The sequence below is a fragment of the Sphingobacterium sp. IITKGP-BTPF85 genome, assembly GCF_001006065.1.
In the GTDB taxonomy this organism is placed as follows: domain Bacteria; phylum Bacteroidota; class Bacteroidia; order Sphingobacteriales; family Sphingobacteriaceae; genus Sphingobacterium; species Sphingobacterium anhuiense.
Genome location: NZ_ASZT02000119.1, coordinates 1 through 16,956, shown reverse-complemented (window position 1 = coordinate 16,956; position 16,956 = coordinate 1). Strand labels below are relative to the sequence as shown.

The following is a 16,956-nucleotide window of genomic DNA, read 5'->3' as shown; positions in this document are numbered from 1 at the left end:
TTTTTACCAGAGGAAAGGGAATGGATGGAAAATTTTATAAACTCAGGGTATATTGACTCTTTCCGTCACTTAAATCCAGATCCGCATCACTACAGTTGGTGGAGTTATCGCGCAGGAGCACGTGCTAGAAATTTAGGTTGGCGTATTGACTACAATATGGTATCAAATGCTTTAGCAGATCGAATCGAATCGGCTACAATATTAAATCAGGCGGTACATTCTGATCACTGTCCAGTTGTCCTTAACTTAAAATAATACTATGTCGAAGCAGTAGCTTCCATATTTAATGATGGAATAAGTTTATCGTCATTTACAACACAAAAGAAAAGGCCCTAATTTTTTATTAGGGCCTTTCCTTTTTATACAATATACGTTGCTATCTAACAGCTTGTATAATAGACAACTGTTGTGCTACTTTTTCAGCGATTGCTATAAATGCTTTGGTTGTTGGATCTTCTTCATCAATAGCGATTGGAAAACCGTTATCTCCGGCATCAGAAATCCCCTTTAATAAAGGAATCTCCCCTAAGAAAGGTATTTTGTATTCTTCTGCTAGCCTTGTTCCTCCACCTTTACCAAATATGTAATATTTGTTTTCAGGTAATTCTGCTGGTGTGAAGTACGCCATGTTCTCCACGATACCCAGCAATGGGATATTGATAGAGTCCATTAGAAACATTCCCATACCTTTAATAGCATCAGCTAGTGCTACATGCTGTGGTGTCGTTACAATGACTGCACCTGCAATAGGATAGTTTTGGGCAACAGTGATATGGATATCTCCGGTTCCTGGTGGCATATCGATCACTAAATAATCTAAATCACCCCAATCAGTGTCATTCAATAATTGTTTGATAGCCGATGTTGCCATTGGACCTCTCCATGGAATAGGCTGATTTGGATCGGTGAAAAATCCGATCGATAACAATTTGATACCAAACTTTTCTATAGGCTGTATTTTAACAGTGCCATCTTCATGTTGTACAGATTGAGGTTTTTCACCTTCTAAGCCAAACATAATTGGAAGGGAAGGGCCATAGATATCGGCATCTAAAAGTCCTGTTTTTGCACCTTTAGCATGTAATGATAAGGCTAGGTTTGCAGCAACAGTCGATTTACCCACACCACCTTTTCCCGAAGAAACAAGGATGATGTTTTTAATTCCTAAAAGTTGATTTCCTTCTTTACCTAATACACGTGAGGTCATGTGAACATCTACTGCAATATTCTTGTCAATAAAATGCGCAATAGCATTGCGACAAGCATGTTCTATATGATCCTTAAGTGGGCATGCTGGAGTTGTTAAAACAACTTCGAAAGATACTTTTTGATCTTCAATCACAATATTCTGAATCATATTGAGCGTAACCAAATCTTTTTTCAAATCTGGCTCTTCGACATATGATAATGCTTCTAGTACTTGTTCTTTGGTTATCATCTGATATATGGATGCATGTATATTAAACTACAAATTTACTGAATGATAAATTAAAACTTGTCATAAAGATGTTTTTAATGATATTAAGATTTAATTTTTACATTTGAGTATTCAAAATCGAGTGTGATACGTTGTTATAATATGTCCAATAATCTTAAGACCCTTCTTCGCTCCAAGAAAATGCGAATCTTGTACATTGTATTAGGAGTTATTTCTATATTTATAGTAGCAGGAGGTGTATTCGCATATCAAAAAAGAGACGGTATCTTGTTGTCTGCAATCAACAAGGCAAAAGAAAAACTTGCGACCAAGTATGACTTGGACCTTAAAATCCAATATTATTCTTTTAAAGGCCTATCAGCTGTTCAGTTTCAGAATATTATTTTGCAACCTAAAGGTAAAGAGCAATTGGCCCATATTCAGGATCTGACTGTATCTATTCGAATATTTCCATTACTGTTCGGTGATGTCAAATTAGGTCAGATCTTAATGAACAATAGTGCGGTCACTTTGATTAAGAAAGATTCGACAAGTAATTACGATTTCCTATTCAAGAAAAAAAATAGAGATAGCACAGCTAATGATAAAGCTGAAACTAATTTTGCAGAACTGGCCGATCGTATGCTAAAGAGCGTATTCTTTAAAATTCCAAAGGATATGGATTTACAGAATTTCGAAATATCCTATCAGGATGATAGCACTTCACAGCGTATCTCAATTCCTGAGGCAGAAATCTCAGGTGGAGATCTTAAAACAAAATTCTTGTTGAATGATCATGAAGCTGTCTGGAATCTAGAGGGCACAGTCAATCCTGATGGGAAGGAAATGTATCTCCGGTTGTTTTCTGATGCAAAAGATGTAGAGTTACCATTGTTACGACGAAAATTTGGTTTAAGAGCAAGTTTTGATGCGTTGACATTTCGTTTAAATAAGGTCGATCGTAAAAATAAAGAGTTATTGTCGCTATCTGGTGAATGGGGGTTTGAGAATTTGAAATTGAATCATTGGCGTATTTCAGATAAAGATGTTCTTTTTCCTGAAGGTTTAATGCGTGGTATTCTTAATATTGGAAAAACATCTGTTGAAATTGATAAGGAAAGTAAGGTTAAGGTTAAAGAGTTTGAATTTAGTCCTTATGTAAAATATGTACATAAGCCTGATAAACAATTAGAACTAGCCATTCATACCGATCGAATTGAGGCTCAAAAGTTTTTTGATGCTATACCTCAAGGGTTATTTCATTCTTTAGAAGGTATACGTGTTTCCGGAAATATGCAATATGATTTAAATTTTGCATTGAACTTTAAGAAACCGAATGAAGTGATCTTTACATCTAAAATGGATGATAAAGATTTAAAAATAGAAAAATGGGGTAATGCTAATATTCAAGAATTAAATACAGCATTTACCTACATTGCCTATGAGAAAGGAGAACCCATGAGAACGATAGTACTTGGCCCTCAGAATAAAGATTTTACACCTTTAGATCAGATTTCAAGGTATATGCAGATATCCTTAATCAATACGGAAGATCCATTCTTTTTTTCTCATAACGGTTTTCAAGAAGAGGCTTTTCGTTTATCAATTGCTACAAATTTAAAGGAGAAAAAATTTAAACGTGGAGCAAGCACAATTTCGATGCAACTTGTAAAAAACGTGTTTTTGAACCGTAATAAAACGGTAGTAAGAAAGGTAGAAGAGATTATTTTAGTCTGGTTGATGGAGTCTTCTAAACAAGTCAGTAAGAAACGACTTTATGAAGTGTATTTGAATGTCATAGAGTGGGGGAATAATGTTTATGGTATTACAGAAGCATCTCGTTATTACTTTGGTAAAAAACCTGCAGATTTAAATTTAGGTGAAAGTATCTTTTTGTCTAGTATTGTACCTCGACCTAAGACGGGTTTATATTCTTTTGACTGGACAGGCCATCTGAAGTCAAATATGATCCGCTATTTTAATACCTATGGCAACATCATGGTTAAGACAAAGCAGATTGGAGTAGACTCTACGGTGTCTAATTATGGTTTTTATCAAGTCGAGTTGGTGCCACATCTTCGATCGGCAAGACCTGCATTTGTTGATTCAGTACAAACAGATACATTGGATCTAGAAGAGGGAGAAGATAATTTTCTAAACTTAGATGAGACAACGGAAGCCCACAAGCGATCTCTTTTTGATAAATTATTAGGGCGAAATAAAGAAGAAAAATAAATGAAACAGATACAGATAGATGAATTGCACTTTGAATTGATGATTGATGAAAATCAGATTCAAAAACGGATACGTTTGATTGGCGTTGATATTAATCATCGTTATGAAGATAAAAATCCAGTATTTATTGGTGTCTTAAATGGCTGTTTCATGTTTATGAGCGACCTTTTGAAGCAGGTTGTAATTCCTTGTGAAATGTCTTTTGTAAAACTATCTTCTTATCAGGGTACCAACCAGGGGGAAATGAGTGAGCTTATAGGTTTGGGTATAGATCTTAAAGGAAGGGATGTTATTATTGTAGAGGATATAGTAGAGTCAGGTAATTCATTAAAGCATACCATAGCCTCCATCGAAAAGCAGTCACCATCCAGTGTAGTGGTATGTACGCTATTGTTAAAGCCTGAATGTTTACAAAATGATTTTGAAAACATTCAGTATGTAGGCTTTGAGATTGAAAAAGAGTTTGTTGTTGGCTACGGTATGGATTACAATGGTTTGGGACGAAATATCCCACATATTTATAAAAATATTGTTATTTAGTTTCTGAAAGTACAAGAATAAAGGTGATCGTTGACCATCCCTACAGCTTGCATATAGGCATAGCAAATGGTAGATCCAAAAAACTTAACACCTCTTTTTTTTAGATCTTTAGAAATTAAATCAGATTCTAAGGACGTAACTGCGGTGTCCTTTTGTGTTAGGATGTTGTTTTCAATCCGCTCCCGATTGGGCATAAATTGATAGAGATATTCATAGAAGCTACCAAACTCCTCTTGAATTTTGATAAAAATTTGGGCGTTTGTTATTGATGTTTCAATTTTCCGACGATGGCGGACAACTCCCGTATTTGTTAAAATGTGCTCTACATCTTCAGGAGTGAACTTTGCCACAGCTTGTACATCAAAATCTGCGAATGCCTCCTTGTATTGGGGCCTTCTTTTCAATATGGTAATCCAGCTTAATCCAGCTTGGGCAGATTCCAAAATCATAAATTCAAAAAGGGTTTTGTCATCCTTAACCTGTTTACCCCATTCCAAATCATGATACTCCATATACAGCGGGTCGTTCCCGCACCATAAACATCTTGTTGTTGACATCTGTTCGTTTTTAATTTTGGTTGAAGTTAAGAAAAGCGTTTGTAATGTTTTTTTTCTAAGCCAATTTTTATCATAACTTTACAACTCTAAAGAGTTTCAAAGCGATGCAGGTGAAGTTAAGCTACATTATTCAGTTTATTTTTTTCATTTTTTTATCTTTTGCCCATAATGCAAAAGGACAGGAGACTGTTGATTCGATAAGCAAGATTTCCATTGATTCTGTAGCGATCTCAGATACTTTGGCTGTGAAACAAGTTCCAAAAGGACAGGAATTGCTCCATCCATCTTTAATACGGCCCTATCATATCGTAGAAATTGTTGGCGATGAAATTATTCTTCATAATTTGAACTCATATGCTGTTACACAATATTTTAAAACAAGTGATCTAAAAGGTAAAGATAAAGTACATGTTGGCATATTAAAATATGAACGGAAAAGGTGGGTATTATTTACAAGTCTATTTCTTTTTTTAGCATTTGCAATAGTTCGGTTTTTCTTCTCTTCAGATGTAAAATTAATTGTATCTGCATATTTTAATGAACGAATTATTGTACAAGTAAGTAAAGAAGATACCATATTAACCTCTTGGCCGTTTATCTTTTTATACCTACTGTTTTCTTTAGCACTAAGCTTATTTGTCTGTATATTTTATGCATACATCCTACAACGATTTGACTTCTTATCTTTTACCAATTATTTAAAAATATCAGCGATCATAGCAATAATATTTGCTTTAAAAATAGGATTTATAAGGTTTATAGCGTTTGTTTTTGAAATACAGCGATTAGTGAAAGAATATGTTACAATCTTATATTTAATTTACTTTAATTCATTGTTATTTTTACTGCCAGTAGTGCTTGTAGTAAGTCTTGTACCTTTAGAATATCTGTCTTATATCTTCAGTTTCACGGTAATCATCGGTATACTGCTGTTTTCTTATCGTTTTTTACGGACAGCGCTAAATGTTGTCTCTCAACAGCAGTTTTCAGTTTTTTATTTAATTTTGTATCTTTGTTGCCTAGAAATAGCACCTATTTTAATATTGGTGCGACTACTAAGCTAATTAAATGATAATATGCAAACTTCCGACGTAGAAAGAGCGAAAAAGGTAAAAAGTATATTGGTAACCTTGCCAAAGCCTGAAAATGATAAGTCACCATATGCTGCATTAGCACTGAAGTATAATTTAAAACTTGATTTTAGAGGTTTCATCCACGTAGAGGGTGTTCCAGCACGTGATGTAAGAAAAGATAAAGTTAATCTTGCTGATTTTACGGCTGTTATTTTTACAAGCAGAAATGCTGTAGATCATTTCTTTAGAGTCTGTGAAGAAATGCGTTTTGAAGTGTCTTCTGAGTTGAAATATTTCTGTATTTCTGAAACGATAGCTTTGTACCTTCAAAAGTATATTCAGTATCGTAAGCGTAAAATTTTCTTTGGAAAGCAAACAGCTAAAGATTTAGAAGACGTTCTTAAGAAGCATAAAGACGAGAATTTCTTATTTCCTTGTTCAGATGTCGCAAATGAAGAGACAAGTAAGTGGTTGAAAGAAAATGGCTATAAATTTACACCTGCTGTTCTTTTTAAAACAGTGGTAAGTGATTTATCTGATCTGAAGGATGTTTTTTATGATGTAATCGTATTCTTTAGTCCTTCTAGTGTGCAATCTCTGTATGAGAATTTTCCAGATTTTAAACAAAATCAAACCAGAATTGCTGCATTTGGTGGAAGCACACAACAAGCATTACTTGAGCATGGCTTAGTTTTAGATATTCCTGCACCAACACCTAAGGCACCTAGTATGACAATGGCGGTTGAGGAATATATAAAAATGGTAAATAAATAAAAATATCATTATCTCAATTTGAGATGATGATCGAAATAAGGCTTAAGACGAAGTTTGATTGAATACTGAAAAGTTATTTGTACTTCTCTATATGTTTTTATTCAGTAATATTAAGATGATAATATAAAATTAAATGACAAGTGTCATTTAGTTATTTAGAATATTTCTACTAACTTGTGAGCTAAATTAGTACTTTAGCAGGAGTGATTGTTTTTAATCATGGCATAAGTTTAAGTAGAAATATTTTTTTAAGTTTGTAGTAGTTGTAAAAACAGATAGCTTGTGAAATTAAAACCAGTTGATAGTATCTCAGGAATAACTCCAAAAGAATTTGTAAAAGATTACTTAAAAAAAGGTCAGCCTGTAATTATTAAAGACTTTATAAGTAAGGATAGTGCATGTTGGGATAAATGGAGTTACGATTATTTCAAGGAAATTGCAGGTCAAGAGCAAGTAGATGTGTATGGGCGTGAAGAAAATTCTCAAAATCATGCTGCAAGTCCTCCTGTTGGGAAAATGACTTTGGCAGAATACTTAGATAAAATAAGTGCAGAACCTACCGAGCTACGGTTGTTCCTTTTTAATCTGCTGAAGATTAGACCAGAACTTAAAAAGGATGTTATTTATAACGATGTGACCGGCGGTAAAGTGATTCAATGGTTACCTTACTTATTTTTGGTGGAGAAGGGTCGTCAACAAGAAATCACTTTGATATTGATATGTCACATGTGTTTATTTCCCAGTTTCAAGGATCTAAGCGGATCTGGTTATTTCCAAATGATCAATCTGATTTATTGTACAAATTACCCTATAATTTTCATAGTATAGCCAATCCTAAATACAGTACTGAAGCTGAATATCCTGGATTACAATTTATAAAAGGCTATGAAGCGGTTATAAATCCTGGAGATACGTTATATATGCCGGCAGGGTGGTGGCATTATATCCAATATGATACGGAAGGTTATTCCATCTCAGTTCGGGCTTTAGCAAATACATTCTCTGAAAAATTAATTGGTGCACGCAATTTGTTCATCACCCGTTATTTTGATGATGCTATGCGTAGGATCTTTAAAAAGAAATGGTTGGATTATAAGATAGAAATGGCAATAAAACGAGCGCAAAAAGCGATTAAAAAATTAAAATAGTATATTTTAATTGATAAAAAGAGCTCCATCCGACACAAAAGGGTGGAGCTCTTTTTATGATATTGCATTTATTCTTCGTCTTCTTCGTCTTCTTCGTCGATTGCGTTTTTGTAAAATAAAGTATAAGGATCCGAATCGTATATTTTTGCTTTTGGATCATGTCTAAAAGGAATTTCTGGATTGAAGATCTCTTCCAATGTAGCTTTTAGAAAGGAAATAAATTCTTTTTTCACTTCTGCAAGATATACTGTTTCTAACACTTCTGATTTGGCGTAAAATAAAGTTCCTTCTTCCCTCATTTTTCGAGCAACATACAGATTAGGTTCTATTCCGATACGTCCTGTTACCTGCTCATAGACATACGTATAAAATAAAGTTTGCACCAATGCTTTATTCTCCGTGTTTTTGATAAACACTTTATCCAATGACTTAAAATTGACTTCGTCCGCGCCTGTTTTATAATCAACAATACGTATTTTGACTGTTTTATCTTTTAATAGCACTTCGTCCACGCGGTCAATAATACCGTATATACGTACATTTTCCTCTTTCCCTTCAACCTCGATAGGAAAATCCATGATATAGTCTTCATCATTTTCCAATTCAATGATTTTGATGCCAATAAAGTGATCGATGTCATGTTGAACCAGTAATCTGACATATTCAGAAGAAATCTTATGCATGATCCGCTGAAGACTATTTAGCGAATTTAGTCCCGTGCCTTCCAATTGATATAATTCAATTATTTCGGCAATAATTAAAGCATCTACTGTCTGTAATGATTGCTCTAATTTTCCTATAGGTACAAATTGTGCTGCACCTTTGAATGGGAGATAGACTTTTTCCATCACGTTGTGAATAACAGTACCCAAATTGTTCATTTCAAATTCTTGCGAGATACTGGGAGGTTCTTTGATCTCAGCTACATATTTCAAGAAAAATTGCAGGGGAGATTGTAAATAAGTCGTGAGCGCGGTTGCAGAAATTTTTTTCTTATTAGTAATGAAATCCGAGCGCAATTTATCCCAAACTTTTCCTTTTTTGTCAATGATAACTTCATCTTGATCAGGTAAAAAGGTAATATTTTGCTGTTGATTATGTTTTAAAAAATTGAACTTGCTTTCAAACTCCAGCTGTTTGATAAAGCGGCTTTCCTCTCCAGATGAACTGTCGCTAACAATACCATTATAGAGCAGGTGGATCTCGGTACTGTATTGAAAATGACGATAGAACAAATATGCGGAAAGCGCGTCCTGGTTCTCTAGAATCGGTAATCCATAAGCCTGTCTTAGTGAATTGGGGATGAATGTTGGAGAGCTAGATGTTTTAGGCAATATACCCTCATTTGCACCTAAAACATAAACGTGGTCAAAATTGAGACAACGACTTTCTAAAAGGCCCATGATCTGCAGTCCTTCAAGTGGATTACCCTCGATTGCCGAATTGATATTTGCAATTGCTTTACTGATTAGTCCAAATTGAAATGGTAGGCTTAGCGGTTGAAGCGATTCTAGGCCTAAATTAAGCTGGTTTAATGTCTTTCTTACTTCAATCAATAAGTTGCTGTCAATCTGTTTTATTCGATCTTCCTGCGCTAGATTTTGTAGTAGATTATCAATGATATGAATCAATATAGCAATTGCTTCCTCTATCCTTACAATGGGGTGGAAGAAGTGTGCTAAACTTGAACTTTTGAAGGAAAGCTCTTTGATTTCTACTTCGAAAAGCTGTTTATCTGATATAAGCTTTTGAATGTCCAACTTTTCCTCTTTAGACACATTGGTCAATGGGTGATTGATAAATGTCTCAATCAGTGTGTATGGAATTTTATTTTTTTTCTGATGTGTGATGAGGTGTTGTACCTCCATCCACAATTCTATAATGCCGTAGATGGGAGATTGAGTCAAAGGAAAACCGGTGGTAATATTAGGTTTCACATCTGGAAGACTTTGTAATAGCGATACTAGTAAAGATTCATCTGCCAATAAGATAGCAGAAGATTTGCCTTCCTTTTCATTATTTACTAAAATATCATGCAATAATTTGGTTTGCGATACATTTCCGGTTGCGGAATAAAGGTTTACATCTGAATAGCGATTGCCAATAACATTTGAACTTTCACCTAATGCATTTTTCAATCCGCTTTCAAATATGTTACGACGAATAAATAATCCTGCCTCTTGTTGTTTGTCATCTAAATAGTAAGCATCTGCATCAAAATAGAATAATGCCAAACCTGCATCTTGCCACTTTTTGAATAAAGTAGCTTCTGCTTTGCTCAAAGCATTGAAGCCGACAAAAATGATTTGTTTATACTGTTGGTGGAATGTTTGGTTTTTTGCTTCTCCATCCACAATATCACGGTAGATGGTCGGCATATTTGTCATTTTTTTAACTTTTAATTCTTCTTTAAACGACCGATATAGCACCGGAAGACGTCGCCATAACTTTAAAAATCGTTCTTGTACAGCAGTATGACCTGCTATGGAAAATGATTGCCAAAATTGACGGATAAAATCCTGCTGTTCTGCAGTGAAATGTTGAAACTGTAAATCAATTTGGGTATTGTCAAACAATTCCATAAAGATTTCGTCTATGTCAACAAGATCATAATCCAGCTGTGAAAAATCACTCAATATGGTTTCTGCTATTGGGTAAAACTCTTCTAAGGTCTCCGCTTCATGACCTTCCTTGGCGAGGAGTTCATTGTGTAAATGATAGAGAATAAAAAATTGTGCAATAGGTGTAGCCTCAGACAAGTTAGTGGACAGACGAAAAAATTCTTGAATGGTAAAAAATTGTGGTGACCAAATTGCTTGACCATATACCTCAGCTAGATGTTGTTTGAGGTACGTAATCGGTCTCTTATTATTGAATATTATAGCAGTTTCGTGTAGATCTTCTCCAAAACGATTTTTCAAATCGATAGCGACGTCTTTTAAAAATGGATTCATTTCTTAGTTTTTTGCTTGTATGATAACCTCTACTAAATCATTTGACTTGGCGTAAAATAAAAATCCTTTCACATTTTTATACCCCAATTCTTCCAAAGTTTTGACATATTGTTTGACTTGCTTCTGATGTGACAGCGCTTCGCTCTGTGTAAATTTAAAGTCTAATACGATTGTCTCTTCTTCACTTGTGAAAACTTTATCAGGACGTAATGTTTCTCCTTTAGCAGTAATAATAGCCGATTCATTCCAAATTTTGAAATTCCCAGTTAACCATTTATTGATCTGTTGGTGTTGCCAAATTTGGTTGACTTCATGTAAAATCGCTGACTTTTCTGAAGGTGTGAATATTCCTTCAGAAATATATTGATTTATAATACCATCAATTTCGTCTTCAGAAGTTATGATGGACATAATTTCGTGAGCCATTACACCATATTGGGACGCTTTATCCAATAGCAGGATACTGGTGATAGTGCGTTGTGATGATTTATCAAAGGCTTTATCCAATTCTTTTGAAATCGGGTATTGCTGTAAGGCAATTTTGCCAACTTCAATCTTAGTGCTTTTTTCTCTACGAATAACATGGTCGATGTGCAATTCGTTGTCGGTAAGTGTAAAGGCTCCATTATTGCTGTCAAGCACTTGATAAATAATATCACTGATTAAATCATTTTTTACATCCATTCCCATTATCTCTCCCGTTTTTTTGTCAACGATTTGCTTAAAAGCAGGAGCCGATATATAAAGATGTTCTATTGCTCGGGTTGTCGCCACATAAAATGTATTAAGGGCATCCATATAATTGAAAACCATCTCTTCATAATATTTTTGATAGAGTGTTGATTGCCCTAAAGAAGAGGTATATTTTATGGGCGCCTTTCCAATAATTTCAAGAGCTGTACCTTCCGTATCTATCCAGAAGTTTCCGTTGGTCATACCATCTAGTGTCCAACTGCAGAAAGGAATCATAACGACATCGTAAGCTAAACCTTTAGATTTATGTACAGTGGTTACCTCAATGGCATCCACTTTGCCCGAAGAAGGAAGTACCGCCTTCACCCCATCTTCATCCCAAAAGGTTAAGAACTGGTTAATTCCGCGTTCCCCATTTGCAGAAAAATTAGCGATCATATCTTTGAATGCAAGAATATAAGGCAAATGTGGGTTGTGTAATGAGGTTAAACCATAAACTTCTATCAATTTTTCAACGAGGTGAACTAAGGGTAATTTTTGCCAATTTTCCCAATTTTCAATCAGATCCTTAGGGAGATCCTCATTTAAATTAAGAACATCATTTTCCTTAAATTTCAACCAGACTTCGGCATTGAAATTTTGCTCTTTTTGAATAATATGATAAAGATGTGTGATTTTAGCTTTATATAAAATGTGCTTATCCGTATTAAAAACAAATGCTTTTAATGTTTCGATCAACAGCTGAATACCTTCGTTAGCCTCTAATGCCAGTGCGTCTCCAGAGATAACTTCAAAATGTAACTGTTTTTCATTTCTATAATTCATTAATTCGTGGATAATCAATCGCGCCTGTTTATTCGATCGTACAAGGATTCCGATTTGATTAGCTTGGTATCTGCCCGAAGTAATCCATTCTTCAATCTGTTCACATAAGGAAGATACAGTAAGACTTTCAACTTGTGAGTTTCTTCTCACGTTATTTTCTACGTCAAAATATTTGATGGTAATAGAACCCTTTTGTGATTCATCTAAGACCTTTGCTTCTGGAACCTTTTGTGACGCACCATCGTAGGCTTTATTAATCATGTGGTCATATCCCATTTCCTGCCACCATGTTTGTCCTTCCGTAGTAAGATTAGTAGCAATATGTTCATTAAGTAACTGTTGGATATGATCAGGTACTGTCTCAAATAGGTAATTATTGAAATGAATAATATTTGGAAGACTTCTATAGTTTACATCCAGCGAGCCATTCTCAACAAGTTCCTGTAATTCCTGCTCGTTTGAAATATGAAAGGCATCTGCTACTTGTTTTTCAGCCTGTTCCAATAGTATTCGCCAATCTCCATTTCTCCAACGGTAGATACTTTGTTTAACATCACCAACGATTAAATGCTCGGATAATTCTCCCGATGCATTCCCAAGGGCATTAATCAATAAAGGACTGTAATTTTTCCACTGAATGCGGGAAGTGTCCTGAAACTCATCGAACAAGAAATACTGATAGCGATTCCCAATCTTTTCCCAAATAAAAGTAGGATCTCCATGTTGATCTAGCCCAAGCTTATTCAATTGGATCTGCGCATCGGAAATTAATTGTGCATTATTTTCCTTTCGCCATTGCGCTAACAAATCACTCATTTCTTTTAAAAGACGGAGGTAGTAGAAATTCTTTTGGAATGCCTCATATGTGATATAAGTACTTAATTTATCCTGTAATATTTTGAAATTTTTTAAGATAGGTAAAAGTGCCTGCTGTAGTCCGTAATTAACTTCTTTTTTGCCATCTAAAAATGCATCTTCCTTATCTAGGAGCTCTACATATTTACCAATGATCTCCTGTAGTTTAGAAGTACTTTGTTTGAATACGTTGTTCTTTGAATTAGAAAGCGAGTAAATCGGATTTCTACTTTTTCCTTTTAAGTCAGCAGAATCCATATTTAATGCCTTAAAAGTATTTGCAAAACTTTTTATTTCCTCATGAACTGCTTCTAGGAATATTTTGTAAAGTTTTCAATTTCTTTATTTAAGGTATTGAACACTTTATCCGAATCTTGCGATAGGAGGTGTTTGTCAAACTCTTTAAAGTTTTCAGAAAATATCTCATTCGCCAGATTGGTTAATTCACGACGATAGTTCCAGTTTTCATTATTTAAAATTTTCTTTTCCGCATATTCAATAATCCATTCCAATAAATCAGGGCGTTGATCCAGAAGTTGATTTAACATGACAGTAAGGTCCTGCCGCACCTTACTTGTATTCATTTCAATCTTGTAAGCAGCATCTAAATTGAGTTCGTAAGTAAAGCTTCGAATCACTTTTTGCGAAAAACCATCAATGGTACTGATGGTAAAATGGCTATAATCATGTAAGATTTTACGATAAACACGATGTGCTTTTTCTTGAATTGAAGTCGTACTCCAATATGGAAATTGGGTCAACAATAAACGTCTATAATCATCGATTTTTCGGCTTTGGTCACCTTGTGCTAATCCTTTTAGAACAGATAAGATCCTTTCCTTCATCTCAGCGGTCGCCTTATTAGTAAAAGTGACGGCCAATATTTCACGATAACTGTTTTCTTTTGAAAGTAATAAAGTCAGGTAATGGACAGTTAAGCTGAATGTTTTGCCTGAACCAGCTGAGGCTTTTAATATTTTTAATGGCGCTATCGATGACATGAATTCAATTTGATTTGGAAGGATGAAAATACGCTTATTAATTTGAATAGACAAAATTGCTAATGCGTACGGAACCTTTAGAAATAAGGCAAAATTACAAATTAATTCCCTATATAAATTTGTATCATCCAGATGGCATCTATGATTTGTTTCGTTGTAAGACAAAGACGGTGTGCATGAAATAATTTGGCCATAATGGTATATAATGACGCTTATTTGTCATCTTTCTTATTCTGTGGAAGTTGACTTCTATTTTTAGTTTTTAACTTCCAATAATCCTTTGTATCTTTGCGTCCCCTCTTGCATGTAGCACGGGGGATATGTTGAATACATAAATAACACAAAAACATGGCAACTAAAATCAGATTGCAAAGACATGGTAAAAAAGGACGTCCTTTTTACCACCTAGTAGTAGCAGATGCACGTGCTCCACGTGATGGTAAATTCATCGAACGTATTGGTTCTTACAACCCAAACACAAATCCAGCGACTATCGTTTTGGATTTTGACAAAGCTTTGGATTGGATGAATAATGGTGCACAACCTACTGACACAGCTCGTACTATCCTTTCGGATAAAGGTGTTTTATACAAAAAACACTTATTAGGCGGTGTTAAAAAAGGTGCATTTGATGAAGCAGCTGCTGAAGCTAAATTTGTAGCTTGGACTGAAGCTAATGATGCAAGAACTGCTGGTAAAAAAGACGGTTTAGCAACTACTAAAGCTGAAGCTAAGAAAATTGCATTAGCTGCTGAAGCTAAGAAAAAAGAAGAAAAAGCTGCTGCTATTGCCGCTAAAAATGCGCCAGTTGTAGAAGAAACTCCTGCTGAAGAAACTGAAGCTCCTGCTGCAGAAGAAACTGAAGGTTAATTTTTCTTTCATACAGTATCAAGAAAGCCGGTTCAATTTTGATCCGGCTTTTTTTAAGAATGTAGTTGCTATACCTACGAAGTACTGTATTTATATATTTATATTTTTAAATTTGCACTTTCAAATTAGAACATGACCATAGAAGAAAGTTTTTACATCGGTTATATTAGCAAAACACGTGGATTAAAAGGTGAGCTTCAGCTTTTTTTTGAATTTGAAGATTATCAAGATTTAGACTTTGATGTTTTATTTGCTGAAGTGAATAAAATTAGTGCCTTACTTTGTCGACAATATCAAATACCAATCAAATAGTACAGCCTATTTAAATTTAGAAGACGTCGATCATATTGATAAAGCACAACCTTTAGTGCGTAAGAAAATATACCTTCCAAATGATAAAATGCCAGAGCGTGATCCTGATGATTTTAGATATACGGATTTAATTGGATACTTGGTGATTGATGAAGTTCATGGAGAATTAGGAGAGATTAAACATGTACAGGAAATGCCTCAGCAATTTATAGCAACAGTAGACTTTAATGGAAAAGAATTGATGTTCCCATTAAATGACGATCTTATGCTAGGAATTGATTCAGAGGATAAGTTTTAGAGGTTGATTTACCAGATGGATTGGTTGAGCTATATAAGGAGATTTAAAGTCTTCACGATATACAGATTAATAAAAAGGAGTTACTGTAGTTATATGCAGTAACTCTTTTTTATTTAAAGAAATCCATTTTAATAAACGTTTTATTGGGGCATTTTTTTAGGCATGAACTTAATATTATTTTGATTATAAATTTCTATTGCCGATATTAGCCGATGCTTATAGAGAAAGGCCGAGGGAATAGACCCAATGAAGCCTTAGCAACCTGTTATTTTATAAGGTGCTACATTCTACCCCAACTCAGAGCTGGGAAAGATAAGTTGAAACAAGTCCACTTGTGCATTTCGATGTAAGCCAACCAAAATCACTTTAAAAAATATTAATGAAAATCGTTGATCATATCAGTAATGCCAAAGGAAAAACTTTGTTTTCTTTTGAACTGTTGCCACCAGCTAAGGGGCAAGGTATCCAAAGTATTTTTAAAACAATGGATGCACTTATGGAATTCAAGCCTCCCTTTATCGATGTGACTTATCATAGAGAAGACTACATGTATAAGAAGCACGAGAGCGGTTTATTAGAACGTGTGGCTTATCGTAAACGTCCAGGGACTGTTGCAATTTGTGCCGCTATTATGAATAAGTATAAAGTGGATGCTGTACCACATCTTATCTGTGGTGGTTTCACAAAAGAGGAAACTGAAAATGCTTTGATAGATTTGAACTTCTTGGGTATTGACAATGTGCTCGTGTTGAGAGGTGATGCAAGAAAAGGCGATCCTGATTTCATACCAACAGAAGGTGGTCATGCATTTGCAACAGATCTTTTACAGCAGGTTGCCGATATGAACCAAGGACAGTACTTACATGAGGATATTGCGATTTCAGAAAAGACCAACTTTTGTATTGGCGTTGCAGGATATCCTGAAAAACATTTCGAAGCGCCAAATTTTAATACCGATTTTAAATGGTTAAAAAAGAAGGTTGAGATGGGGGCTGAGTTTATTGTTACACAAATGTTCTTTAATGTTGAAAAATATAAAGAGTTTGTCAATAAGTGCAGGGAAAATGATATTCATATTCCAATTATACCAGGTTTAAAGCCATTGACTACAAAAAAACAACTGATTACGCTTCCGAAAATTTTTCATTTGGATATTCCAGAGGAATTGAGTGAAGCAGTATCCGGATGTAAAAATAATGCAGACGTGAGACAAGTCGGAGAAGAGTGGTTGGTACAACAATGTAAAGAATTAATTGACTTTGGTGCGCCAGTTTTACATTTTTATACCATGAGTAATCCTGGACCGACTAAAAGTATTGTAGAAAAAGTTATTCTAAGACTTATTGATCTTAGTAAAGCTGCTATCACATTATAGCAGGCTTTTTTATGCGTTTCGATTTTTGT

General features: G+C 34.7%; 16 protein-coding genes and 1 riboswitch. Of the genes, 11 read left to right on the top strand and 5 right to left on the bottom strand.

The window, feature by feature from the left end:
* Window positions 1-255, top strand: a 255-nt coding sequence (locus L950_RS18965; RefSeq protein WP_262507140.1) for an exodeoxyribonuclease III, incomplete at its 5' end; no start/stop codon positions are given.
* A 121-nt stretch (window positions 256-376) separates the two neighbouring features.
* Here L950_RS18965 and L950_RS18960 read toward each other — a convergent pair.
* On the bottom strand, window positions 377-1,438 hold the full coding sequence (locus L950_RS18960; RefSeq protein ID WP_021189414.1) for an Mrp/NBP35 family ATP-binding protein: 1,062 nt from the start codon (window positions 1,436-1,438) through the stop codon (window positions 377-379).
* 180 nt (window positions 1,439-1,618) lie between these two features.
* Here L950_RS18960 and L950_RS18955 point away from each other — a divergent pair, with 180 nt between their 5' ends.
* Window positions 1,619-3,652, top strand: a complete 2,034-nt coding sequence (locus L950_RS18955; protein ID WP_231577443.1) for a transglycosylase domain-containing protein — start codon at window positions 1,619-1,621, stop codon at window positions 3,650-3,652.
* Window positions 3,653-4,192, top strand: coding sequence for a hypoxanthine phosphoribosyltransferase (gene hpt, locus L950_RS18950; protein ID WP_021189412.1), 540 nt, complete (start codon window positions 3,653-3,655; stop codon window positions 4,190-4,192).
* On the opposite strand, the gene L950_RS18945 is transcribed toward hpt, so the two are convergent.
* The gene (locus L950_RS18945; protein ID WP_031287934.1) at window positions 4,189-4,749 is read right to left on the bottom strand and encodes a DNA-3-methyladenine glycosylase I; all 561 of its coding nucleotides are present in this window, start codon (window positions 4,747-4,749) and stop codon (window positions 4,189-4,191) included. The genes hpt and L950_RS18945 overlap by 4 nt on opposite strands.
* Window positions 4,750-4,859: 110 nt before the next feature.
* Between L950_RS18945 and L950_RS18940 the strand changes: the two genes are divergently transcribed.
* The 4 genes from L950_RS18940 (at window position 4,860) to L950_RS35775 (ending at window position 7,744) form a co-directional block, all read left to right on the top strand.
* A complete protein-coding gene (locus tag L950_RS18940) occupies window positions 4,860-5,813 on the top strand; it encodes a DUF4271 domain-containing protein (protein WP_165902368.1) in 954 nt (317 codons plus the stop codon).
* Between the two features lie 12 nt (window positions 5,814-5,825).
* On the top strand, window positions 5,826-6,596 hold the full coding sequence (locus L950_RS18935) for a uroporphyrinogen-III synthase (RefSeq protein ID WP_021189409.1): 771 nt from the start codon (window positions 5,826-5,828) through the stop codon (window positions 6,594-6,596).
* Window positions 6,597-6,878: 282 nt separating this feature from the next.
* Window positions 6,879-7,424, top strand: a complete 546-nt coding sequence (locus tag L950_RS35780) for a cupin-like domain-containing protein (RefSeq protein WP_262507139.1) — start codon at window positions 6,879-6,881, stop codon at window positions 7,422-7,424.
* Complete coding sequence (locus L950_RS35775) at window positions 7,316-7,744, top strand: cupin-like domain-containing protein (RefSeq protein WP_262507138.1); 429 nt, start codon at window positions 7,316-7,318, stop codon at window positions 7,742-7,744. The genes L950_RS35780 and L950_RS35775 overlap by 109 nt, the downstream gene beginning before the upstream one ends.
* Window positions 7,745-7,812: 68 nt before the next feature.
* Here L950_RS35775 and L950_RS18925 read toward each other — a convergent pair whose 3' ends face one another.
* The 3 genes from L950_RS18925 to L950_RS35765 are packed head-to-tail and all read right to left on the bottom strand — an operon-like array spanning window position 7,813 to window position 14,126.
* Window positions 7,813-10,698, bottom strand: a complete 2,886-nt coding sequence (locus L950_RS18925; protein WP_021189408.1) for a PD-(D/E)XK nuclease family protein — start codon at window positions 10,696-10,698, stop codon at window positions 7,813-7,815.
* Window positions 10,699-10,701: 3 nt separating this feature from the next.
* Window positions 10,702-13,329 (bottom strand): UvrD-helicase domain-containing protein, encoded by a 2,628-nt coding sequence (locus tag L950_RS35770; RefSeq protein WP_031287929.1) that lies wholly within the window; start codon window positions 13,327-13,329, stop codon window positions 10,702-10,704.
* Between the two features lie 53 nt (window positions 13,330-13,382).
* The gene (locus L950_RS35765; RefSeq protein ID WP_031287927.1) at window positions 13,383-14,126 is read right to left on the bottom strand and encodes a UvrD-helicase domain-containing protein; all 744 of its coding nucleotides are present in this window, start codon (window positions 14,124-14,126) and stop codon (window positions 13,383-13,385) included.
* A gap of 294 nt (window positions 14,127-14,420) precedes the next feature.
* On the opposite strand from L950_RS35765, the gene L950_RS18910 reads away from it, so the two are divergent.
* From L950_RS18910 to metF, 4 genes are all read left to right on the top strand, one after another.
* The gene (locus L950_RS18910; RefSeq protein ID WP_021189406.1) at window positions 14,421-14,942 is read left to right on the top strand and encodes a 30S ribosomal protein S16; all 522 of its coding nucleotides are present in this window, start codon (window positions 14,421-14,423) and stop codon (window positions 14,940-14,942) included.
* A 132-nt stretch (window positions 14,943-15,074) separates the two neighbouring features.
* Window positions 15,075-15,254, top strand: coding sequence for a hypothetical protein (locus L950_RS36770; RefSeq protein ID WP_316930702.1), 180 nt, complete (start codon window positions 15,075-15,077; stop codon window positions 15,252-15,254).
* Window positions 15,214-15,552, top strand: a complete 339-nt coding sequence (gene rimM, locus L950_RS36765) for a ribosome maturation factor RimM (RefSeq protein WP_316930701.1) — start codon at window positions 15,214-15,216, stop codon at window positions 15,550-15,552. The genes L950_RS36770 and rimM overlap by 41 nt, the downstream gene beginning before the upstream one ends.
* 213 nt (window positions 15,553-15,765) lie before the next feature.
* A riboswitch (SAM riboswitch) is annotated at window positions 15,766-15,871 on the top strand.
* Between the two features lie 60 nt (window positions 15,872-15,931).
* Window positions 15,932-16,927, top strand: a complete 996-nt coding sequence (gene metF / locus L950_RS18900; RefSeq protein WP_021189405.1) for a methylenetetrahydrofolate reductase [NAD(P)H] — start codon at window positions 15,932-15,934, stop codon at window positions 16,925-16,927.
* The last annotated feature ends 29 nt before the right edge of the window (window positions 16,928-16,956 follow it).